The sequence below is a fragment of the Actinomyces sp. ICM47 genome, assembly GCF_905369875.1.
GTDB lineage: Bacteria > Actinomycetota > Actinomycetes > Actinomycetales > Actinomycetaceae > Pauljensenia.
Genome location: NZ_CAJPJE010000010.1, coordinates 23,309 through 43,539, shown reverse-complemented (window position 1 = coordinate 43,539; position 20,231 = coordinate 23,309). Strand labels below are relative to the sequence as shown.

16 protein-coding genes and 3 tRNA genes are annotated in these 20,231 nt (G+C 65.3%); 17 read left to right on the top strand and 2 right to left on the bottom strand.

Annotation, left to right across the window (positions count from 1 at the left end):
• Positions 1 to 13 precede the first annotated feature (13 nt).
• From nuoL to htpX, 6 genes are all read left to right on the top strand, one after another.
• Positions 14 to 1,990: an NADH-quinone oxidoreductase subunit L gene (gene nuoL / locus QZ149_RS03645; protein WP_291449925.1), complete on the top strand. Its 1,977-nt coding sequence runs from the start codon at positions 14 to 16 to the stop codon at positions 1,988 to 1,990.
• Between the two features lie 25 nt (positions 1,991 to 2,015).
• Positions 2,016 to 3,557, top strand: a complete 1,542-nt coding sequence (locus tag QZ149_RS03640; RefSeq protein ID WP_291449924.1) for an NADH-quinone oxidoreductase subunit M — start codon at positions 2,016 to 2,018, stop codon at positions 3,555 to 3,557.
• An 11-nt stretch (positions 3,558 to 3,568) separates the two neighbouring features.
• Positions 3,569 to 5,122 carry an NADH-quinone oxidoreductase subunit NuoN gene (nuoN, locus tag QZ149_RS03635; RefSeq protein WP_291449940.1) on the top strand — a complete coding sequence of 518 codons (1,554 nt, stop codon included), beginning with the start codon at positions 3,569 to 3,571 and terminating at the stop codon, positions 5,120 to 5,122.
• Complete coding sequence (locus QZ149_RS03630) at positions 5,119 to 6,132, top strand: polyprenyl synthetase family protein (RefSeq protein ID WP_291449923.1); 1,014 nt, start codon at positions 5,119 to 5,121, stop codon at positions 6,130 to 6,132. The genes nuoN and QZ149_RS03630 overlap by 4 nt, the downstream gene beginning before the upstream one ends.
• A gap of 714 nt (positions 6,133 to 6,846) precedes the next feature.
• Positions 6,847 to 8,358 (top strand): FAD-dependent oxidoreductase, encoded by a 1,512-nt coding sequence (locus QZ149_RS03625; RefSeq protein ID WP_291449922.1) that lies wholly within the window; start codon positions 6,847 to 6,849, stop codon positions 8,356 to 8,358.
• Between the two features lie 147 nt (positions 8,359 to 8,505).
• Entirely contained in the window at positions 8,506 to 9,393 is an 888-nt protein-coding gene (gene htpX / locus QZ149_RS03620) for a zinc metalloprotease HtpX (protein WP_291449921.1), read from the top strand.
• A 189-nt stretch (positions 9,394 to 9,582) separates the two neighbouring features.
• Here htpX and QZ149_RS03615 read toward each other — a convergent pair whose 3' ends face one another.
• Positions 9,583 to 10,086 carry a YajQ family cyclic di-GMP-binding protein gene (locus QZ149_RS03615; RefSeq protein WP_291449920.1) on the bottom strand — a complete coding sequence of 168 codons (504 nt, stop codon included), beginning with the start codon at positions 10,084 to 10,086 and terminating at the stop codon, positions 9,583 to 9,585.
• 100 nt (positions 10,087 to 10,186) lie between these two features.
• Here QZ149_RS03615 and QZ149_RS03610 point away from each other — a divergent pair.
• From QZ149_RS03610 to QZ149_RS03590, 5 genes are all read left to right on the top strand, one after another.
• A tRNA-Tyr gene (locus tag QZ149_RS03610) sits at positions 10,187 to 10,271 on the top strand.
• A gap of 91 nt (positions 10,272 to 10,362) precedes the next feature.
• Positions 10,363 to 10,435, top strand: a tRNA-Thr gene (locus QZ149_RS03605).
• 27 nt (positions 10,436 to 10,462) lie between these two features.
• Positions 10,463 to 10,539, top strand: a tRNA-Met gene (locus QZ149_RS03600).
• A gap of 53 nt (positions 10,540 to 10,592) precedes the next feature.
• Positions 10,593 to 10,763 carry a 50S ribosomal protein L33 gene (gene rpmG / locus QZ149_RS03595; RefSeq protein ID WP_003792256.1) on the top strand — a complete coding sequence of 57 codons (171 nt, stop codon included), beginning with the start codon at positions 10,593 to 10,595 and terminating at the stop codon, positions 10,761 to 10,763.
• 105 nt (positions 10,764 to 10,868) lie between these two features.
• Positions 10,869 to 11,912, top strand: coding sequence for a sialidase family protein (locus tag QZ149_RS03590; protein WP_291449919.1), 1,044 nt, complete (start codon positions 10,869 to 10,871; stop codon positions 11,910 to 11,912).
• A 49-nt stretch (positions 11,913 to 11,961) separates the two neighbouring features.
• On the opposite strand, the gene QZ149_RS03585 is transcribed toward QZ149_RS03590, so the two are convergent.
• Positions 11,962 to 12,621, bottom strand: coding sequence for a GntR family transcriptional regulator (locus QZ149_RS03585; protein ID WP_291449918.1), 660 nt, complete (start codon positions 12,619 to 12,621; stop codon positions 11,962 to 11,964).
• Between the two features lie 174 nt (positions 12,622 to 12,795).
• Here QZ149_RS03585 and QZ149_RS03580 point away from each other — a divergent pair, with 174 nt between their 5' ends.
• The 6 genes from QZ149_RS03580 (at position 12,796) to QZ149_RS03555 (ending at position 20,223) form a co-directional block, all read left to right on the top strand.
• On the top strand, positions 12,796 to 14,343 hold the full coding sequence (locus tag QZ149_RS03580) for an ABC transporter substrate-binding protein (protein WP_291449917.1): 1,548 nt from the start codon (positions 12,796 to 12,798) through the stop codon (positions 14,341 to 14,343).
• A 118-nt stretch (positions 14,344 to 14,461) separates the two neighbouring features.
• A complete protein-coding gene (locus QZ149_RS03575; protein WP_009649241.1) occupies positions 14,462 to 15,415 on the top strand; it encodes an ABC transporter permease in 954 nt (317 codons plus the stop codon).
• A 3-nt stretch (positions 15,416 to 15,418) separates the two neighbouring features.
• Positions 15,419 to 17,461: a dipeptide/oligopeptide/nickel ABC transporter permease/ATP-binding protein gene (locus QZ149_RS03570; protein ID WP_291449916.1), complete on the top strand. Its 2,043-nt coding sequence runs from the start codon at positions 15,419 to 15,421 to the stop codon at positions 17,459 to 17,461.
• A complete protein-coding gene (locus QZ149_RS03565; RefSeq protein WP_291449915.1) occupies positions 17,458 to 18,276 on the top strand; it encodes an ABC transporter ATP-binding protein in 819 nt (272 codons plus the stop codon). The genes QZ149_RS03570 and QZ149_RS03565 overlap by 4 nt, the downstream gene beginning before the upstream one ends.
• Positions 18,277 to 18,278: 2 nt before the next feature.
• The gene (locus QZ149_RS03560) at positions 18,279 to 19,196 is read left to right on the top strand and encodes a dihydrodipicolinate synthase family protein (RefSeq protein WP_291449914.1); all 918 of its coding nucleotides are present in this window, start codon (positions 18,279 to 18,281) and stop codon (positions 19,194 to 19,196) included.
• Between the two features lie 106 nt (positions 19,197 to 19,302).
• Positions 19,303 to 20,223: an ROK family protein gene (locus QZ149_RS03555; RefSeq protein WP_291449913.1), complete on the top strand. Its 921-nt coding sequence runs from the start codon at positions 19,303 to 19,305 to the stop codon at positions 20,221 to 20,223.
• The last annotated feature ends 8 nt before the right edge of the window (positions 20,224 to 20,231 follow it).

Here is a 20,231-nt window from a genome sequence, read left to right as displayed (position 1 = left end):
GAGGACGTAACCCATGACCACCTTCCTTTCTGCGCAGGCGTCCGGCGCCGCCCAGACGGTCGCCGCCACCGGAGCCGCCTCTTACGCGTGGCTCCTCATCCTGATCCCGCTCGCCAGCGCAGGCCTGCTCCTGCTGCTCGGGCGCACTTCCGACAAGTGGGGCCACCTGCTGGCGACCCTCGCATCCTGGTCTACCTTCGTCATCGGTGCGGCCATCGCCGCCCAGATGTGGGGTGCCCCCGAGGACGCGCGCCGCTTCAGCGAGACCCTGTTTACTTGGATCCCCGCCGGTGACTTGACCGTGAACTTCGGTCTGCTCGTCGATCCGCTGTCCATCACCTTCGTCATCCTGGTGACCTTCGTCGGTTCGCTCATCCACGTGTACGCGATCGCCTACATGGAGCACGACGAGGCCCGCCGCCGTTTCTTCGCCTACCTGAACTTCTTCATCGCGGCGATGCTCACGCTGGTGCTGGCCGACTCCTACGCCGGTCTCTTCGCCGGCTGGGAGGGCGTGGGCCTGGCCTCGTACCTGCTCATCGGCTTCTGGAACCACGTCCCCGCCTACGCGGTGGCAGCCAAGAAGGCGTTCGTCATGAACCGTGTCGGCGACATGGGCATGCTGATCGCCATGATGGGGATGGTCGCCTCCTTCCAGTCGGTGTCCTTCTCCGAGGTCTCCGCTCGCGCAGGCTCGATCCCGACGGCCTCCGCCACGTTCATCGGATTCTTCCTGCTCGTGGCTGCCTGCGGTAAGTCCGCGCAGTTCCCGCTGCAGGCCTGGCTGGGCGACGCCATGGCCGGCCCGACCCCCGTCTCCGCGCTCATCCACGCGGCCACGATGGTCACCGCCGGCGTCTACCTGATCGTCCGCTCCGGCGCGGTCTTCGTCGCCGCCCCCGTCGCCGCTACCGCCGTCGCCATCATCGGCACGATCACGCTCCTCTTCGGCGCGATCGTCGGCTGTGCGAAGGACGACATGAAGAAGGTCCTCGCCGCTTCCACCATGAGCCAGATCGGCTACATGATGCTGGGCGCTGGCCTGGGTCCCATCGGCTGGGCGTTCGCGATCTTCCACCTCTTCACCCACGGCTTCTTCAAGGCCCTCATGTTCCTCGGTGCCGGTTCCGTCATGCACGGCATGGGCGACCAGGTCAACATGCGTCGCTTCGGTGCCCTGCGCGGCGCCATGAAGGTCACCTGGCTGACCTTCATGATGGGCTGGCTCGCCATCCTCGGCGTTCCGCCATTCTCCGGCTACTGGTCGAAGGACAAGATCATCGAGGCCGCCTTCAGCGCCCACACCTTCGGCGGGTCTGAGGCCACCTGGATCGGCTGGATCTACGGAACCACCGCCCTGGTCGGTGCCGGCGTCACCGCGTTCTACATGTCGCGCCTCTTCTTCATGACGTTCCACGGCAAGGCCCGCTGGACCACCGAGGCCGAAGGCTCCCCCGTGCACCCGCACGAGTCCGGTGCCCTCATGACGGTCCCCATGATCATCCTCGCCGTCGGCGCGGTCATCCTGGGTGCCGCCCTCTCCATCGGTAACACGTTCGTCAACTGGCTGGCCCCCTCCATCGGCCACCTCGAGCACGGACACCCCGTCATGAACGAATACGTCATCCAGGGGGCCACGCTCGTCCTCGTCATCATCGGCGCGCTCATCGCGTGGATGAAGTACGGTCGCGACGAGGTCCCCACCTCCGTCCCCGCAGGCAACGCCCTGACCGAGGCCGCACGCCGCGACCTCTACCAGGACACCGTCAACGAGACCCTGTTCATGATGCCCGCCAAGGGCCTCGTCACCGTCGCAACCGTCGGCGATGCGAGCGCCATCGACGGTGCGCTGAATGGCCTCGGTGCCGGTTCCCAGCTGCTCGGACGACTCGTTGGCGTCACCCAGAACGGCCTCGTGCGCACGTACGCCGCCTACATCCTGGGAGGCGTCATCCTCGCCCTGGTCATCGTCTTCGGATTCTGGCTCTAAGGGGTACACGACAATGGAAAGTGCAATGGTTGTTACTAACTTCCCGTGGCTGACCGTCCTCGTGGCCCTTCCGGCCGCGGGCGCGGCACTCCTCGGCTTCGTCCCGCCCCTGCGCCGGGCCGCCGGGCGCGTTATCGCCCTGGTGATCGCTCTCGTCGAGCTCGCCATCGGCGTCTACGCCGCCGTCACCGTCTTCGACTGGTCGGCCCCGGCCTCGTACCAGCTCTACGAGTCCCGCGCGTGGATCCCGCAGATCGGCGTCACCTGGTCCGTGGCCGTGACCTCCCTCGGCCTCGTCATGATCCTCCTGGCCCTCGCGCTCGTGCCGCTCGTGCTCATCGCCGGCTGGGACGAGAACGAGGACCGCGGCGCGTACCCCGCGCTGGTGCTCGCACTCCAGTCCTTCATGGTCCTGATCTTCGCGGCCTTCGACCTGGCGGTCTTCTACTTCGCCTTCGAGGCCATGCTGATCCCGCTGTACTTCATGATCGGACGCTACGGCGTCGGCGACGAAGCGGCGCGTCACAAGGCCGCCATGAAGTTCCTGCTGTACTCGCTGTTCGGTGGACTCATCATGCTCGGTGGCGTTCTGTTCATCTGGGCGCTCGGCTCCTCGACGCAGTCCAACACGGTCGCGTTCTTCCGCATGGACACGCTGGCCGCGCTGCTGCCGAACCTGTCGGCTTCCGTCCAAATGGTCGTCTTCGTGTCCTTCATGGTCGCCTTCGCGATCAAGGCCCCGATGGTCCCCGTCCACACCTGGCTGCCCGACACGGCCGCCGTCGCCCGTCCCGGCACGTCCGTGCTACTGGTCGGCGTGCTGGACAAGATCGGCACCTTCGGCATGATCACGATGTGCCTGCAGCTCACCCCCGGCGCTTCCGCGTCGGCCAAGTGGGCCATGTGCGTCCTCGCCGTTATCTCCATCCTGTGGGGCGGCCTGTCCGCCAACGGCCAGAACGACATCATGCGCCTCGTGTCCTACACGTCCGTGTCGCACTTCGGCTTCATGGTCCTGGGCATCTTCATCGGATCCGAGATCGCGCTGGTCGGTGCCATGTTCTACATGGTCGCCCACGGCGTCTCCATCGCAGCTATGTTCCTGCTCTCCGGCTGGCTCTCGAAGCGTGGCGGAACGCAGGACATGCGCGACTACGTCGGCATGCAGCGCGTCACCCCGGTCCTCGCCGGCCTGTGGCTCATGAGCGGACTCGCCTCCATCGCGCTGCCCGGCCTGTCCGGCTTCGTCCCCGAGTACCTCGTCCTCATGGGCACCTGGACGGTCTCCGGCCCGCTGGCGCTCTTCGCGGTCCTCGGCGTCGTCATCGCCGCAATGTACATCCTCATGCCCTACCAGCGCGTCTTCACCGGCGCGCCCGGCAAGGGCAAGGAGGACCTGGCGGACCTCGGGGCGCGCGAGCGCGGCGTCATGACGCCCCTCGTCGTCGCGATGCTCGTCCTTGGTATTTGGTCGGCGCCCCTCGTGAGCGCCCTGACCCCGGTTGCTCAAGACCTCGACCTGGCTAACTCGCAGGTTCCGGCCGCCGCTGAAGGGAGCGCACAGTGAACGTCCTACCTATGGCTAACTTCCAGGCCCCCGAGGTTCACTGGCTGAGCCTCGTGCCTATCCTCATCGTGCTGGGCGGCGCGGTCCTCGGCATCCTTGTCGAGGCCTTCGCCCCCGCGAAGGTACGCCGCTCCATGGTCATCGGCCTGTCGATCCTCGCCACGGCCGGCGCATGCGTCATGCTCGGCCTGCGCTGGGAACCCGTCCTCCTGACGCCAACCTCGCTCGGTGAGTACATCGAGGACCCGCTGACGGTCGCCGCCCAGTCGATCCTTGTCATCATCGGATTCATGGCCGTCCTGGTCATGGCTGACCACACCTCCGTCGGCGACGGAGCATTCGCCGGCCAGCCCTCCGACCGCCCCGACTCGGCCGCCGAGGAACTCACCGAGCGCAAGGGCTACCAGCGCTCCGAGATGTTCCCGCTGACCCTGTTCTCGCTGGGCGGCATGATGATCTTCCCGGCCGCAGATAACTTCGTGACCCTCTTCGTGGCTCTCGAAGTCATGTCGCTGCCGCTCTACATCATGGCCGCGACCGCACGCTACCGCCGCCAGCTGTCCTACGAGTCCGCGCTGAAGTACTTTGTGCTCGGTGCCTTCTCCTCGGGCTTCATGCTGATGGGGTCGGCGTTCCTCTTCGGCTTCGCCAACTCGCTGCGCATCTCGGCGCTCGGCCCGGCCATCGCCCAGAACACCAACATGGACTGGATGGTCCTCATCGGCGTCTTCTGCGTCATGGTCGGCCTCCTGTTCAAGGTCGGTGCCGCGCCCTTCCACGCCTGGACCCCCGACGTCTACACGGGTGCACCGACTCCGGTTACCGGCTTCATGGCCGCCGCTGTCAAGATTGCCGCCTTCGCTGCGATGCTCCGCTTCTACACGGCCGTCGCCGTGTACCTGCAGTGGGACCTCCTGGCTATCTTCGCGGGCGTCGCCGTCCTGACGATCATCGTCGGTACCTTCGCCGGCCTCGTGCAGGACAACGTCAAGCGCATGCTCGCCTACTCCTCGATCGCGCACGCCGGCTTCATCCTCATGGGCATCATCGCGATCCAGAAGGGCGGCTCGGGCCATGTGTTGTTCTACACGCTCGGCTACGGCCTGGCGACGGTCGGTGCCTTCGGCGTGGTTGCGCTCGTGCGTGGCCGCGACGCCGACGGCAACGTCCTGGGTGAGGCCCCCAGCCTGCGCAAGTGGGCGGGTATCGGCCGCACCAACCCGTGGATCGCGGGCTCAATGCTGGTCTTCCTGCTGTCCTTCGCGGGCATCCCGCTGACCGGCGGTTTCATTGGAAAGTTCGTCATTTTCTCCGACGCGATCAAGGGCGGCCTCGCCTGGCTCGCGGTCGTCGGCCTCGTGGCCTCGGCGATTACGGCGTTCTACTACTTCCGCCTCGTGCGCGTCATGTTCTTTACTGAACCCTCGGAGGAGTCTGTCGTCGTGAAGTCGGAGGGGCTGTCCGCTCTGGCCATCGTGGCGTGCGCACTTGGAACCATCGCTCTCGGTGTGTTCCCGGGTCCCGTGTTGAGCCTGCTTGAAAAGATCGTCATACTGATCCCGTGAGCGCTCAAACACCCGATCTTCATGTTCCCGACCTCGAGTCCCGTATCACCCCGGGGCTCGAGGTCGTCGAGCGTCGTTTGCTCGACGCCGTCTCGTCGTCGCGCGACCTGACAGACGAGCTGACGCGTCACCTGGCCGTTGCGGGCGGCAAACGGATGCGTCCACTGCTGACCCTCGTGTGCGCTCAGCTCGGCGATCCCGAGCGCGCACTCAGCGACCGGGTCATCACGGCAGCCGCCGCGGTCGAACTGACGCACCTGGCGTCCCTGTACCACGACGATGTCATGGACTCCGCTCCCACGCGTCGCGGCGTGCCTTCGGCGCAGCGCCTATGGGGCAACAACCGCGCGATTCTCGCCGGCGACATCCTGTTCGCCCGCGCGTCGCTACTGGTCGCTTCCCTGGGACCCGAGATCGTCGCCCACCACGCGCGCACGTTTGAGCGTCTATGCGAGGGCCAGCTCAACGAGACCTTCGGCCCCACAGACGACACGGATCGCGTCGACTTCTACCTGCAGGTTCTCGCGGACAAGACCGGCTCGCTGGTTTCTACTGCCGCCTCCTTCGGTGCGCTGCTGTCCGGGGCCGGTTCCCTGATGGGTGGCATCGTTGCCGACTTCGGCGAAAAGGTGGGCGTTGCCTTCCAGATTGCCGACGACGTGCTGGACCTGGCATCTTCTGGCCAGCAGTCCGGCAAAACGCCCGGCACCGATCTGCGCGAGGGCGTCGACACGCTCCCCGTCCTCCTGCTGCGCCGCCGCGAGGCCACCGGCACGATCGACGAGGCCGGCTTGCAGATCCTGCGCGACCTGGACGGCGACCTATCCTCCGACGAGGCCCTCGCCTCGGTCGTGGAACGCCTGTGCGCCCACGACGTGCTCGATGAGACGCGCGAACTCGCGCGCACCTGGGCCAACGACGCTATCGCAGCGCTCGCACCGCTGCCCAAGGGCGAGGTCAAGACCGCGCTCGAAGCATTCGCCACCCTCATGGTGGACCGCCTGGTCTGACTGTTTCACGAGACCGGGGTCCCCTGCGCTGTATGGCGCGGCGGGCCCCGGCCTCGTTGTATGCGCGTGTTCTGCGTGTTGGTGCCTGGGGGCGGCGGCCCGCCCGCTCGGCCCGCCCACTCGGCGTCCGCGCCGCGAGCTGCCTGCTCGGCGTCTGCGCCGCGAGCCGCCCGCTAGGCCCGCCTGCTTGCCGTCCGCTCCGTGAGCTGCCTGCTTGCCGTCCGCGGAGCTTGTGTTCTCTTGCTTGTCTGCGTGTTGGTGCCTGGGGGCGGCGGCCCGCCCGCTCGCCGTCCGCGCCGCGAGCTTCGCTCGGCGCGTCGTCTCGAAGCCCGGCCAGGCCCTGCCGCCGCCCCCAGGCACCAGAGCCAAGCCTTGTGGGTCTTTCGGTGTCCTCCATTCGGGCAACTCCGTGTTTTTGCTTGTTACTGATGGGGCTGTGCACCCCATCAGTAGGCATTGCACCCTCTCTGATCGGGTGCAATGCTCCTTAACGGGTGCATGGCTTCTCGCCTTGTTCCGGTCTGGGGCGGATCGTGCGTAGGGGAGAACCCGCAACTGAGCAGGGTGCACCGACCCGCCACGGCCTCGTGATCGGGAGCGACGCGCCGAGGGCTGTGTTTGCCGTCTCAGCTTAGGTTCCCCTTGGCCTTTGGGCGCTAGACTTGGTGCCCAGGTGCGCGCACTCGCGCGCGGTCACGAAGAAGGAGAACTCGCTTGGCACCGCTCAACGTTGCCGTCATCGGCGCCGGTCCCGCTGGCATCTACGCGTCGGACATTCTGTCGAAGTCGGGACTCGAGGTGAATATCGACCTGTTTGAGCGGCTTCCCGCGCCGTACGGCCTCGTGCGCTACGGTGTGGCCCCCGACCATCCGCGCATCAAGCAGATCATCGTCGCCCTCTACAAGATCCTCCAGCGCGGCGACATCCGCCTGCTCGGCAACGTCGAGGTCGGCCGCGACGTCACCATCGACGACCTGCGCGACCACTACGACGCGATCATCATCGCAACCGGTGCGGATCGCGACCACCCGCTCGACATCCCCGGCGTCGACCTGCCCGAGTCCTACGGTGCCGCCGACTTCGTGTCCTGGTACGACGGCAACCCGGACTACCCGCGCACGTGGCCGCTGAAGGCCCGCGAGATCGCGGTCCTCGGCGTCGGCAACGTGGCGCTGGACGTCTCGCGCGTGCTGGCTAAGCATGCCGAGGACATGCTCAAGACCGAGGTCCCCGCCAACGTCGCCGAGGCCCTGGCCGAAAACCCGATCACCGACGTGCACGTGTTCGGCCGCCGAGGCCCCGCGCAGGTCAAGTTCACGCCGCTGGAGCTGCGCGAGCTGGGCAAGGTGCCGGACGTCGACGTCATTGTTTCGGAAGAGGACTTCGACTTCGATGAGGGGTCGGAGGAGGCGCTGCGCGCGTCGAACCAGCAGCGTCAGGTCGTCAAGACCCTGACCTCCTACGCGATGGTCGACCCCGAGGAGCACACGGCCTCGCGTCGCATTCACATTCACCTGTTCCAGTCCCCGGTTGAGATCGTCGCCGACGAGAACGGCCACGTGAAGGCCCTGCGCACTGAACGCACCGCCCTGAACGGTGATGGAACCGTGTCGGGTACGGGCGTCATCACGACGTGGCCCGTACAGGCCGTGTACCGCGCGGTGGGCTACTACTCGTCGCCGATCCCGGGCCTGCCCTTCGATGAGCGCGCCGGCGTCGTGCCCAACGTCGAGGGCCGCGTCATCGAGGGTGACACCACGAAGGACGAGTCCGTCCCCGTTATCCCTGGCGTGTATGCGACCGGCTGGATTAAACGTGGCCCCGTCGGCCTCATCGGCTCCACCAAGTCCGATGCTCAGCAGACGATCACGCACCTCGTGGAGGATGCCTCGGAGGGGCGTCTGCACGCGAATACCGCCGAGGTCGGTCACGAGGCCATGGTGGCCCTCCTGGAGTCCCGTGGCGTCGAGTTCACGACCTGGGAAGGTTGGGAGCTGCTGGATGCGTACGAGCAGGCCCTCGGCGAGGGCTACGGCGAGCTTCCGGGCGGTCGCGGCACGCGCGAGCGCGTCAAGGTCGTGTCCCGTCGTGCGATGACCGACATCTCGCGCGGTGCCGAGGTGGATGCTGCCTCCGCCGACCTGATCGGCGAGATGGGCGAGATGGGCGTGCCCACCGCCCCTGAGCGCTTCGATGACTACACGGGTCCGGGGCGTCGCAACTGAGATTGTCATCTCCCCAATTGTGACGAGGCCGTGGCTGGGTTTTCCGGCTGCCGCCTCGTCGCACCCTGCTGGTTGTCGTACACATTCTTACCGGTGACTCGGGTGTTTTTCAGGGCGTTCCCAGGTAACCTCTTTAGTATCACGAGCATGGTGCACCGCAACTATCACAATGGCCTCAAGACGACCCTCCTGCTGGGCGGCATGTGGGCGTTGTTGGTGTGCATTGGCGCGCTCGTGGCGCGGGGGACGGGGCAGGCTATGTGGATCCTCTTGTTCGCGGGGATCGGACTCGCGCAGACCGCCTATTCGTACTGGAACTCTGCGTCGCTGGCGCTGCGCTCGATGAATGCGTACCCGGTCTCCGAACTTGAACGGCCAGAACTTTACGCTATCGTGCGTGAACTCGCCGAACGCGCTGGCCAGCCGATGCCCCTCATCTGGGTTGCCCCGACCATGACACCTAACGCGTTCGCGACGGGCCGCGACCCGAACCACGCGGCCGTGTGCTGCACTGAGGGTATCCTCGCGATCCTCAACGAGCGCGAGCTGCGCGGCGTCCTCGGGCATGAGCTTATGCATGTCTACAACCGCGATATCCTCACGTCGTCCGTTGCCGCAGCCATGGGTGGCCTCATTACGTCGGTCGCGCAGTTCCTCATGTTCTTCGGTGCCATGAATCGACGCGACGAGGAAGGCGGATCGGGGATCTTTGGGGTCCTCGGGATCCTTGCTATGAGCATCCTGGCTCCGATTGCCTCGACACTTATCCAGTTCTCCATTTCTCGCACCCGTGAATTCGACGCTGACGAGGACGGGGCGGAGCTTACGCAGGATCCGCTGGCCCTCGCGTCCGCGCTGCGTAAGCTTGAGATGACGACCGACCGGCGCCCCATGGCCGACACACCCGGCACGCGCAACGTTGCCGCCATGATGATTGCAAACCCCTTCCGCGGCGAGTCCCTGGCTCGCCTTTTCTCCACGCACCCCCCGATGGGCCAACGCATCGCGCGCCTGGAGAAGATCGCGGGCTACTGAGATCGTTGATTGTAGGCCTGACCCGTTACCCGATAGATCCTGCGGTGCCCTTCGGGTTTGGGCCTCGGGTGTCCTCCGTGCAGCCGATTCGTGGTACGTGAGATCGGCAATAAAAAGCGGGGCGACTCGGAGGAGTCGCCCCGCCGCGCAGCCTGTCAGGGGGTCGCGCTCGGGAAGGGTGAGATGTGATCAACGGTAGTTTACGAACTGGAGTGCGACGTCCAGCTCCTCGCCCTTGGGACCTTTGAGCAGGGCGATGACGGCCTGCAGGTCGTCGCGCGACTTCGAAGAAACGCGAAGTTCGTCACCCTGGATCTGTGCCTTGACGCCCTTTGGGCCTTCTTCGCGGATCAGCTTCGAGATCTTCTTCGCCGTGTCTTGGGGGATGCCCTCCTTGAGGGGGCAGGCCAACTTGAAGAGCTTGCCGGAGGCCTTGGGCTTGCGGTCCTTGTAGTCCAGAACCTTCAGGGAGAGGCCGCGGCGGATGAGTTTGGACTGAAGAACGTCGAGGATTGCCATGACGCGGGACGCGGAGTTGGCTTCCATTGAGATCGTGTCACCGCTCAGGGTGATAGCGGCGTCCACGCCGCGGAAGTCGTAGCGGTTGGCGATCTCCTTAGCAGTCTGGTTAACGGCGTTGTCGACCTCCTGGCGGTCGAGCTTGGAAACAACGTCGAAGGAGGAGTCGGCCATGAGGGGCACCTTTCGTTGAAATTCTGCCAATCAAAGTTTCGATTGGCGCTCGGGTCTATTTTAATGCTATTCTTTCACGGCACCGCGAGAGCGGCGCAAAGGCAGGTTACCAAAGCGGCCAAATGGATCTGACTGTAAATCAGACGCTTCGTGCTTCGGGGGTTCGAATCCCTCACCTGCCACCACTCGCTGGTTTCAGTGAGTAACGCCTGTGAGGCGCTTCTCAGGTTTCTGGTTTGCTTCGGCAGCTGGAGATAGGATACGCTTCTCGGCGTTGCCCCGATAGCTCAGTAGGCAGAGCGTCTCCATGGTAAGGAGAAGGTCAAGGGTTCGATTCCCTTTCGGGGCTCCGGTCGCGGATTTTTCCGCTTCCGGCGGCGGGGTAGCTCAGCTGGTCAGAGCGCACGACTCATAATCGTGAGGTCGCGGGTTCGAGCCCCGCCCCCGCTACCAACTCTTTATTCGACAGGTCGCTTGAGCGACGAAACAAAGCGAGGGAAACAACCGTGGCAAGCAAGTCTCAGGACGTTCGCCCCAAGATCACTCTGGCCTGCTCGGAGTGCAAGGAGCGCAACTACATCACCAAGAAGAACCGTCGTAACACGCCGGATCGTCTCGAGCTGGCGAAGTACTGCCCGCGCTGCCACAAGTCGACGGCGCACCGCGAGACCCGCTGACGGTTTCCCTAAGAACCCCGAGGAACGACAAGTTCCCCGGGGTTTTCTCTATATCCGCTACGAGGTCTTACTATGTGTTGTGCGCCACTCATGTAAGCTGGGCGAATGACTGAGACCTATGGCGTATCCGTTCAGGTACATGTTCGCCAGATCGTCGCGCCAATCGGCGCGGGTGAGGCGCGAATTCCGGCCTTGGTGAGGCTTCCGGATGAGCGCCTCTTTCTCTTTTATGACGAGCGCCCCGCCCCGGCCTCGGGCACGGGAGCCGACTTCAACGGGCTGACCATGGCCTCGGACCTGCCAAACCCGAACCAGATCCGCTGGATGGAGCGCAACACGCGCGGCGAGTGGTCAGATCCGCATCCTCTGCCGGAGGGGGCACCTCCGGTGTCCTCGGACGCCTGTGTCGGCGTCGATGAGGACGGGGTGATGCACCTGGCGTTCGCGTCGAGTGAGGGAGCTGTCGGCTACATGGACTCGCGCGCGGACGGGGAGCGACTGCGCGCATGGTGGGCGTGGGGGAGTGGTCCCGGGGGTCTGGCCTTCGTGGATATGACGGATGCGCTGTACGAGGCCACGGGCGCGGATGCGTTGTTCGCGACGTCGGGCTCGACTGCGAGTGTCGACGGCGCGGTTGCCATGCCCTACGTGGTACGCGTGGGGGAGCGGACTCATGTGCAGGTCGTCTATGTGCGGGGCGGGCGCATCGTGAGCCTCGCTGACCCCCTCGCGGGGCCGGACGGGATCCTCCTGGATGAGACGTCCGTGACGGTCTGGGATGGTCGCGTCGTCGCGAACTGTCGCCTGCAGGGCTTTGAGGGGCGCGGTTCGGGCGCGCGCTACCTGGCGTGGGGCGATGGGCAGCGCTGGGAGGATGGGTGCCTCTGGGAGCTGGAGGATCCCGGCTGCAATGCCTGCACGTCGCAGAGTATCTTCGTGCATCCGCATGCTCGCGACGCGCGCTCCGATGGTCTGCTTGCGCAGCTTTCTGCGCCGTGGGAGGGGCCGATCCGCTTGCGTCGGCTCGTGTCGATGGGGCGTGGCTCCTTCGGCTATAGCGACATCAGCGACTATGGATACGAGGTCGTGGTGGTCTTCGAGCGGGAGCGCGGCCTATGGGCGGCGTCGTGTTTCCCAGAGCGATGGTAGGTGACGTTCCCGGCGCGCGTTGTCGTCGTCGAGCGCGCCGGGACTGCTGTCAGCGGCCTTCGATGATGGCCATGAGGGGTTCGTAGTGTGCGTCGACGGCTGCGGCGTACGCCTCCACGTCCCCGGCCTCGCACGCGCGCAGGATCGCGGCGTGCGCCTCGGCGGTGTCCTCCATCTCCTGGCGCGAGGCAATGGCCAGTTGAGGGGTCACGCTCTGGTGGACCAGCCACATGGCAGCGACGAGCTGGTGCATGAGCGGGTTCTTCAGGTAGGCGAGCAGCCCCGAGTGGAACGCGATGTCCTGGTCCAGGTAGGTGCCACCGGTGTGCGCGTGGTCGGTCATCGTGTTGACGAGTTCCCACAGCTGCGGGTTGCTCGTGCCCTTCATGGCGCGGGTGAGCGGCAGGGCGATGCCAAGGTCGAGGGCGTGGCGGGTTTCGACGATCGAGTGCAGCGATTGCACGCCGTTGATGTCGTCAAGGGCCGCTCGTAGAATCAGGGTTTCGACCAGTGGCTGCAGGGACATGTCTCCGACGTAGGATCCCGATCCTTGGCGCACCGTGACGATGTCGAGGGCCTGTAGTTTACGCAGGGCTTCGCGCACGGAGGAGCGCGAGACTCCGAGGTCGGCGCACAGTGCTGACTCGGTGGGTAGGCGGTCTCCGGGGTGCAGGCCGTGGCGCAGAATGTAGGATTTGATAGCGTCCATCGTTACTGAGGATCGCGTATCGATGTGCGCTGGTCCAGTGCGGTTTGAGTCTGTGGATCCAGGTGCTTGTGCTGTAATCTCTTGCACAGATTTGTCTGACAACATAAACTAAGTATAGCGAGCGGAACAAAAAAGGTCCGCACGTTCCATTTCTCGAAGATGAGGAGCGAGAGCATGCGAATGCGTAAACACTTCGCGACCGGCGCGGCGCTGGCCGCAGCGGCTGCACTGGTCCTGACCGCGTGCGGTGGTGGCGGATCGACCGGCAGCGCTGGGGGCACAAACGATACTCTGACCGCTGGCGTTGCCTACGAGACCACCGACTACGGGCCGATCACTACCTCGGCGCTCGGCATGGGCACGAACTGGCAGGTCCTCGAGGGCCTGTACCGGTTCAATATGGCCGACTACTCCGTCAGCCCCGCGCTGGCCGCCGGTGACCCCGTGAAGGTTTCCGACACCGAGTACGAGGTCAGCCTGCGTGACGGAGCGAAGTTCTCCGACGGCACCGACGTGACAGCCGCGGACTTCGTCGCCTCCTACGAACGCGCGACGTCCGAGAAGTCCATCTACCGTCAGTTCTTCACCTTCGTTGACTCCGTCGAAGCCAAGGACGACAAGACCATCACGATCACGCTGAAGCACCCCTTCACGAACCTGAAGGAGCGTTTCGTCAACGTTCGCGTTGTTCCCGCATCCATGGGTGAGGACGCGCTGAAGGCCAAGCCTGTCGGTACCGGTCCTTACAAGTATGAGAGCATCACGGCGACCGAGGTTACCGTGGTTCCCAACGAGTACTACAACGGCAACGAACCTGCCAAGGCCCCGACCCTCAAGTGGCAGTCCCTCAAGGATGACTCTGCCCGTCTGGCCGCCGCCGTTGGCGGTACCGTCGACATCATGGAGGCCGTCCCCGCGTCCGCCCAGGATCAGCTCAAGGCTGCCGGCTGGAACGTCGAGTCCAAGCCCGGCTACGGCAACCCCTTCCTGATGTTCAACACGCAGGAAGCACCCTTCGACAAGCCCGAGGTGCGTCGCGCATTCGTGAAGGCCGTCGACAAGCAGAAGCTGATCAGCTCCGCACTGGAAGGACAGGCCGTTGAAGCGACCTCCTTCCTGCCCGAGGCCAACCCGGCGTACAAGAAGCCCGCGACCGACCTGTCCTACGACAAGGACGCCGCCACCAAGCTCCTGAGTGACGCTGGCGTCACCGACCTCGAGATCAACCTGGTGACGACGGATCACCCGTGGATCCTCGCCCTGGTTCCCCAGATCAAGTCGGACTTCGAAGCCCTCGGCGTGAAGGTCAACCACACGCAGATGGCCTCCTCCGACATGTACGCCAACGTCACCGACGTTGACGACCCGTCCTACGACATCGTCCTGGCCCCCGGCGACCCCTCGGTCTTCGGCACCGACCCCGGCATCATCATCTCCTGGTGGAACGGCGACAACGTCTGGACGAAGAGGCGTGACGGCTGGCAGACCTCTGACCCCGAGTCCTTCAACCAGCTGCAGACGCTCATCTCGGAAGCTGGCGAACTCGACGGCGACGATGCCAAGGCCAAGTGGGGCGAAGCCCAGGATCTGCTTGCCGAGAAGACCGTCATCTTCCCGCTCGTGTTCCGCAACATGATCACCGGCTCCAACCCCGCCAGGGTGGAGGGATTCCAGGCGATCTCCTCCACCGGCCTGCAGCTGCTCGGTGTGAGTGCAAAGTAAGTCCCGCTGGGACTGATGAGGAAGGAGGGGTGGAGCGCCCTCCCTGAGGCAGACGCCACAGTAGGGCGCCACCCCTCCTTTCCTATTGTCAAAATCCGTTGAAAATGGAGGTCTAGCAGTGAATAACCTTCTGCGACTCATCGGACGACGACTAGTGGCCCTGCCGATCATGGTGGTCGGCGTGTCCTTCCTCGTCTTCTTCATCATGTCGCTGTCTCCTATCGACCCGGCCTACTCGGCACTGGGTGAGACGGCGACTCCCGAAGCCCTCGAAGAGTACCGTGTTCAGCACGGTCTCAACGACCCCTTCCTCGTTCAGTACGGCCGCTACCTGTGGAACATGCTCCACGGCGACCTCGGCACCTACGGTGTGGGCACGTCTAACCACGTGACTGATCTGGTCGCGAAGGCGCTCCCGATCACCCTGCAGCTGACCTTCCTCGGTCTGCTCTTTGCCGTCCTTATCTCCTTCCCCCTCGGCGTCCTCGCCGCCCTGTACCGTGATCGCTGGCCCGACCAGGTCATCCGCATCTTCTCGGTGATCGGCATCGGTACCCCGTCCTTCTGGCTGGCAGCGCTGCTGGTCCTCGGATTCGTCGGCAAGCTCCCCGTGTCCGGCCCTCTGCCCGCGTTTACCGTTGATCCGGGCGGCTGGTTCCTGCGTATGCTGCTTCCCGCCATTGCCCTCGCCGTCCCCGTCATCGGTCAGATGACGCGCGTTGTACGTACCTCGATGGTGGAGGAACTGGACCGCGATTACGTCCGCACCGCCATCGGCGCGGGCATCCCCAAGCGCATCGTCGTGGCCCGCAACGTCCTGCGCAACGCGCTCATCACCCCCGTGACCGTCCTTGGCCTGCGCATCGGCTACCTGATGGGTGGTGCCGTCGTCATTGAAATCATCTTCTCCGTCGATGGCATGGGTAAGGCAGTCCTGCTCAAGGGCATTCAGGAAAACTGGGTGACGCTGGTGCAGGGCGGCGCGCTCGTCGTCGCGATCGCCTTCATCGTCGTCAACATCATCGTCGACATGCTCTACCTGCTCATCAATCCGCGTATTAGGTCGGTGTGAGGCATGAACCAGAAAGAAAAGCTCAACAAGGTCACCGCGACGAGCGCGCGCTTCTCGCGCATCGGCGCGATGTCCCTGGGATCGAAGATCGCGATGGGCATCCTTGCCCTCGTCGTGCTCATGTCGGTCCTCTCGCCCTTCGTTTCCCCCTATGGCCCCGACCAGATCTTCGACAAGTGGAGTGCCCCCTCCGGCGAGCACCTGTTCGGAACTGATCACGTCGGCCGTGACATCTTCGCTCGCGTTCTGTACGGCGGTCGTTTCTCCCTGCTGATCGGCCTGTGCTCGACCCTGATCGCACTGTTCTTCGGCGCGATCATCGGCTCGGTTGCGGCGGTCGTCCGCAAGAGCTTCTCCGAAGCCATCATGCGTCTCATGGACATCATCATGGCGGTGCCCGGTATCGCTATGGCGGCCGTCTCCGTCTTGGTCTTCGGCCGCACGCTGTCCAAGTCGGGTAACACGTGGGGCCTGGTGGTCGTCATTATCTGCTCGATCGCCTTCGTCTACATTCCGCAGCTGTCGCGCATCGTCCGCGCGAACGTCATGGCCGCCTACGGTGAGGACTACGTCCGTGCCGTGATCGTCTCGGGTGCCCGCGCCCCGTGGATCCTGGTCAAGCACGTCATGCGCAACACGGCAGCCCCGGTCCTGGTCTTCGCGACCGTCCTTGTCGCCGACGCGATCATTCTCGAGGCCTCCCTGACCTTCATCGGGTCGGGCCTCCAGGCGACCACGGTGGCCACGTGGGGCAACGTCCTGTCCGAGGCCTCGTCGAACCTGTCGGTCCTCCTGGGTAAGTGGTGGACGGCCTTCTTCTCCGGCCTGTTCATCATGATCACGGTCCTGTGCCTGAATATCCTCTCCGAGGGCATCACTGACGCCATGGTCGCCGCGCCCGCTTCGGCTGCGGTCGCCCAGGTCGATAAGGATTCCGACCGCGAGGCCGACAAGCTCCTCCTCGACCCGCGCCGTGCCTACGCCGAGCAGGCCGAGTCCCTCCAGGCTCGCCTGGACGACCTTGAGGCCGTTGAAGAAAAGCGCACCGACCGCTTCGAGGCGTCCTTCGAGGCAACGCCGCTGCTGGAAGTCAAGGACCTGTGCATCAAGTTCGAGCGCCACGGCGACGTCAACGTCGTCGACCACGTCTCCTTCAAGGTGCGCCCGGGCGAGACCATGGGCCTCGTCGGTGAGTCCGGCTGCGGCAAGTCGATCACGGCCCTGACCATCATGGGTCTCATCGACCCCAAGGCGCAGATCACGGGCGAAATCCTCTACGAGGGCGAGAACCTACTGGAGAAGTCCGCCGAGGAGCGCCGCGCGCTGCTCGGTCATGAGATGGCGATGATCTACCAGGACGCCCTGTCGTCCCTGAACCCCGCCATGCTGATTCGGGCTCAGATGAAGCAGCTGACCAGCCGCGGTGGCACGCGCAGCGCCGAGGAACTCCTCGAGCTGGTGGGCCTGGATCCCAAGCGTACGCTCGAGTCCTACCCGCACGAACTGTCGGGCGGCCAGCGCCAGCGCGTCCTGATTGCTATGGCCCTGACGCGCGACCCGAAGCTCATCATCGCCGACGAGCCGACCACCGCCCTGGACGTCACCGTCCAGAAGCAGGTCATCGCACTGCTCAACGAGCTGCGTGAGAAGCTCGGCTTCGCCATGATCTTCGTGTCCCACGACCTGGCGCTCGTCGCCGAGGTGGCCCACCACATCACGGTCATGTACGCCGGTCAGGTCATCGAGCAGGCCCCCACGAAGGAACTGCTCACGCACCCCACCCACGAGTACACGCGCGGCCTGCTGGGCGCGGTCCTGTCCATCGAGGCCGGCTCCGGGCGACTGCACCAGGTCCCCGGCACGGTGCCCTCGCCTCGTGACTTCCCGGTCGGCGACCGCTTCGCCCTCAGGTCCTCGCACCCCGATTACGGCCTGGACATCCGTCCGGTCCTCACCGAGGTCGGTCCCGAGCACGTGTACGCGGCTTTGCCATCCCGTGATGAGGCCGCCACGCAGGAAACCACCGGGAAGGAGGAAACCCGATGAGCGACACCACTCCGATCATCGAGCTGAAGGACGTTGAGGTGACCTTCACCTCGCGTACCGGCTCCCTGTTCAAGCCCAACAAGGTCTACGCGGTGCGTGGCGTCAACATGCGCATTGAGCGCGGGCAGACGCTCGGAATCGTCGGCGAGTCCGGCTGTGGCAAGTCCACGACCGCGAACGTCATGTGTGGCCTGCAGATGCCGACGAAGGGCCAGGTGTTCTTTAACGGCGAGGAAGTCACGAAGCGTGGTGCCGACGCGCGTCGCCGCATCGGACGTGTCGTCTCCGTGGTCTTCCAGGACCCGGCGACCGCCCTCAACCCCCGTATGCACGTCGCGGATCAGCTCGCTGACCCGCTGCGGGTGCACGGCATTGGGGACGAGGCCTCGCGAGCCAAGCGCGTGAAAGAGCTAATCTCGCTGGTTGGCCTGCCCTCCAGCGCCCTCGACGCGCTCCCCGGACAGCTCTCGGGCGGCCAGCGCCAGCGCGTCGCCATCGCCCGCGCCTTGTCCATCGGCCCCGATGCGATCATCGCGGACGAGCCCACCTCCGCGCTCGACGTGTCGGTGCGCGCACAGATCCTGAACCTGCTCACGGACCTCAAGAGGGACCTGGGTCTGGCGATGGTCTTCATCTCGCACGACATCCAGACCGTGCGATACGTCTCTGACCGGATCGCCGTGATGAACGGCGGCAAGGTCGTCGAAGAAGGGCCGGCAGCACAGCTGCTCGCCGACCCCAAGGACCCCTACACCCGCAAGCTCCTGGGCGCCGCGCCCTCGCTCCTGCACCCCACCCTCGAAGGAGAAAACTAAGTATGTCTTCGACAATCCGTGGCGTTGTCCCGCCCCTGGCCGTCCCGCTCAAGGACGGCGAACTCGACGTCCCTTCGCTCGAACGCCACATCAACCGCATGATCGAGGCTGGCCTCGACGGCCTGTTCGTCTCCGGCTCTACCGGTGAGGTCGCCTTCTCGACGACCGAGCGTCGTGCACAGATCCAGCGTGAAGCCGTGCGCATCGTCGACGGCCGTATCCCGCTCCTGGTCGGCGTCATCGACACCGAGACCGAGCGCGTCCTGGAAAACATCAAGGTCGTGGAAGAGATCGGCGGTGCCACCGGCGTCGTCGCGACCGCCCCGTTCTACGCCCTGGGCGGCGAAACCGAGGTCGAGAAGCACTTCCGCATCCTCAAGGAGAACACCGACCTGGAGATCTGGGCCTACGACATCCCCGTGTGCGTGCACACGAAGCTGTCGCCCGACCTGCTCATGCGCCTGGGTCGTGACGGCATCATCGACGGTGTCAAGGACTCCTCCGGAGATGACGTGTCCTTCCGCTGGCTGTGCCGCGCGAACGAGGCTGCCGGCCACCCGCTCCAGCTTCTCACCGGCCACGAGGTCGTCGTCGACGGTGCCTACATGTCGGGTGCGGACGGCAGTGTGCCCGGCCTGGCCAACGTGGACCCCGAGGGCTACGTGCGTCAGTGGCAGGCCTACGAGCGCCGCGACTGGGAGGCCGTGCGCACCGAGCAGGACCGCCTCGCGGACCTCATGCGCATCGTCCAGGTGAAGGGCGTTCAGGGCTTCGGTGCCGGCGTTGGTGCCTTCAAGGCCGCCCTGTACCTGCTCGGCGTCTTCGAATCGCCCGAGATGCCGCGCCCTGTCGCCGCCATCGAGGGTGACAATATGGAGCACGTTGCGTCCGTGCTGCGCTCGGTCGACCTGCTCTCCTGATACGTCGACGAGGCCGGGGCCTTCCCCTTCCGTACATGCCGCGCCCTCGGGCGTGGCCCTCCCCGGCCTCGTCGATTCTTTCTACCCACTGACCGTAAGGATCCTCATGACTACGCTCCTTGCCCTCGACATTGGTGGTACCAAGGTCGGGTGGGGCATCGTCGAAGCTGGTGACACGTACGAGGTCACCGAGCGCGGATCGATCCCCACCGACGCGATGCGCGGCGGAGCGGACGTGGCGGCGCGCATCTGTGAGCTCGCTTCGTCCCTGGTCGCCTCGCACCCGTCCGTGAGCGGTGTCGCCGTCGCCAGCGCCGGCGTCGTCAACCCCGCAACCGGCGACATTGTCTCCGCGACGGGCACTATGCCCGGCTGGGGAGGCACCCGCCTCGGCGCTCAGCTTGAGGCAGCGACCGGGCTGCGCGTGCGCGTCCTCAACGACGTGCACGCCCACGGTTTGGGCGAAGCCACGCTCGGTGCGGGTCAGCCTTACCGCATCGTCCTGTCCATCGCCGTGGGTACCGGCCTCGGCGGTGCCCTCGTCGACGATGGCCGCGTCGCCTTCGGTTCGCGCGGCATCGCCGGACACGTCGGCCACATCCACCACCACTTCGCCCCCGACATGACGTGCTCGTGCGGTCGCAAGGGTCACATCGAGTCCTTCTGCTCGGGATCGGGGATTACAGCCTGGTACGACTCGCTGCGCGGCGAGTCCGACCCCGAGGTGGACGGCGGACGCGCCCTGCAAGAGTTAGCCGAATCCGGTAACACCCTCGCGGCCGACTGCTTCTCCCGCTCCGCGTACGCGCTCGGCGAGGCCACGGCCTCGTTAGTCAACTGCGTGGACCCGGCCGTCGTCATCTTCTCCGGGTCCATGACACGCTCCGGGGACATCTGGTGGGACGCCCTGCGCGAAGGCTTCGCGGCCTCCGCGATGACACCCGTCGCGGATACTCCCATCCTCGTTGGTGCCCTCGGCGGCGACGCGCCGTTGCTCGGAGCCGTTTCCTTCTTTCTGCACGCATAGGAGTTCAC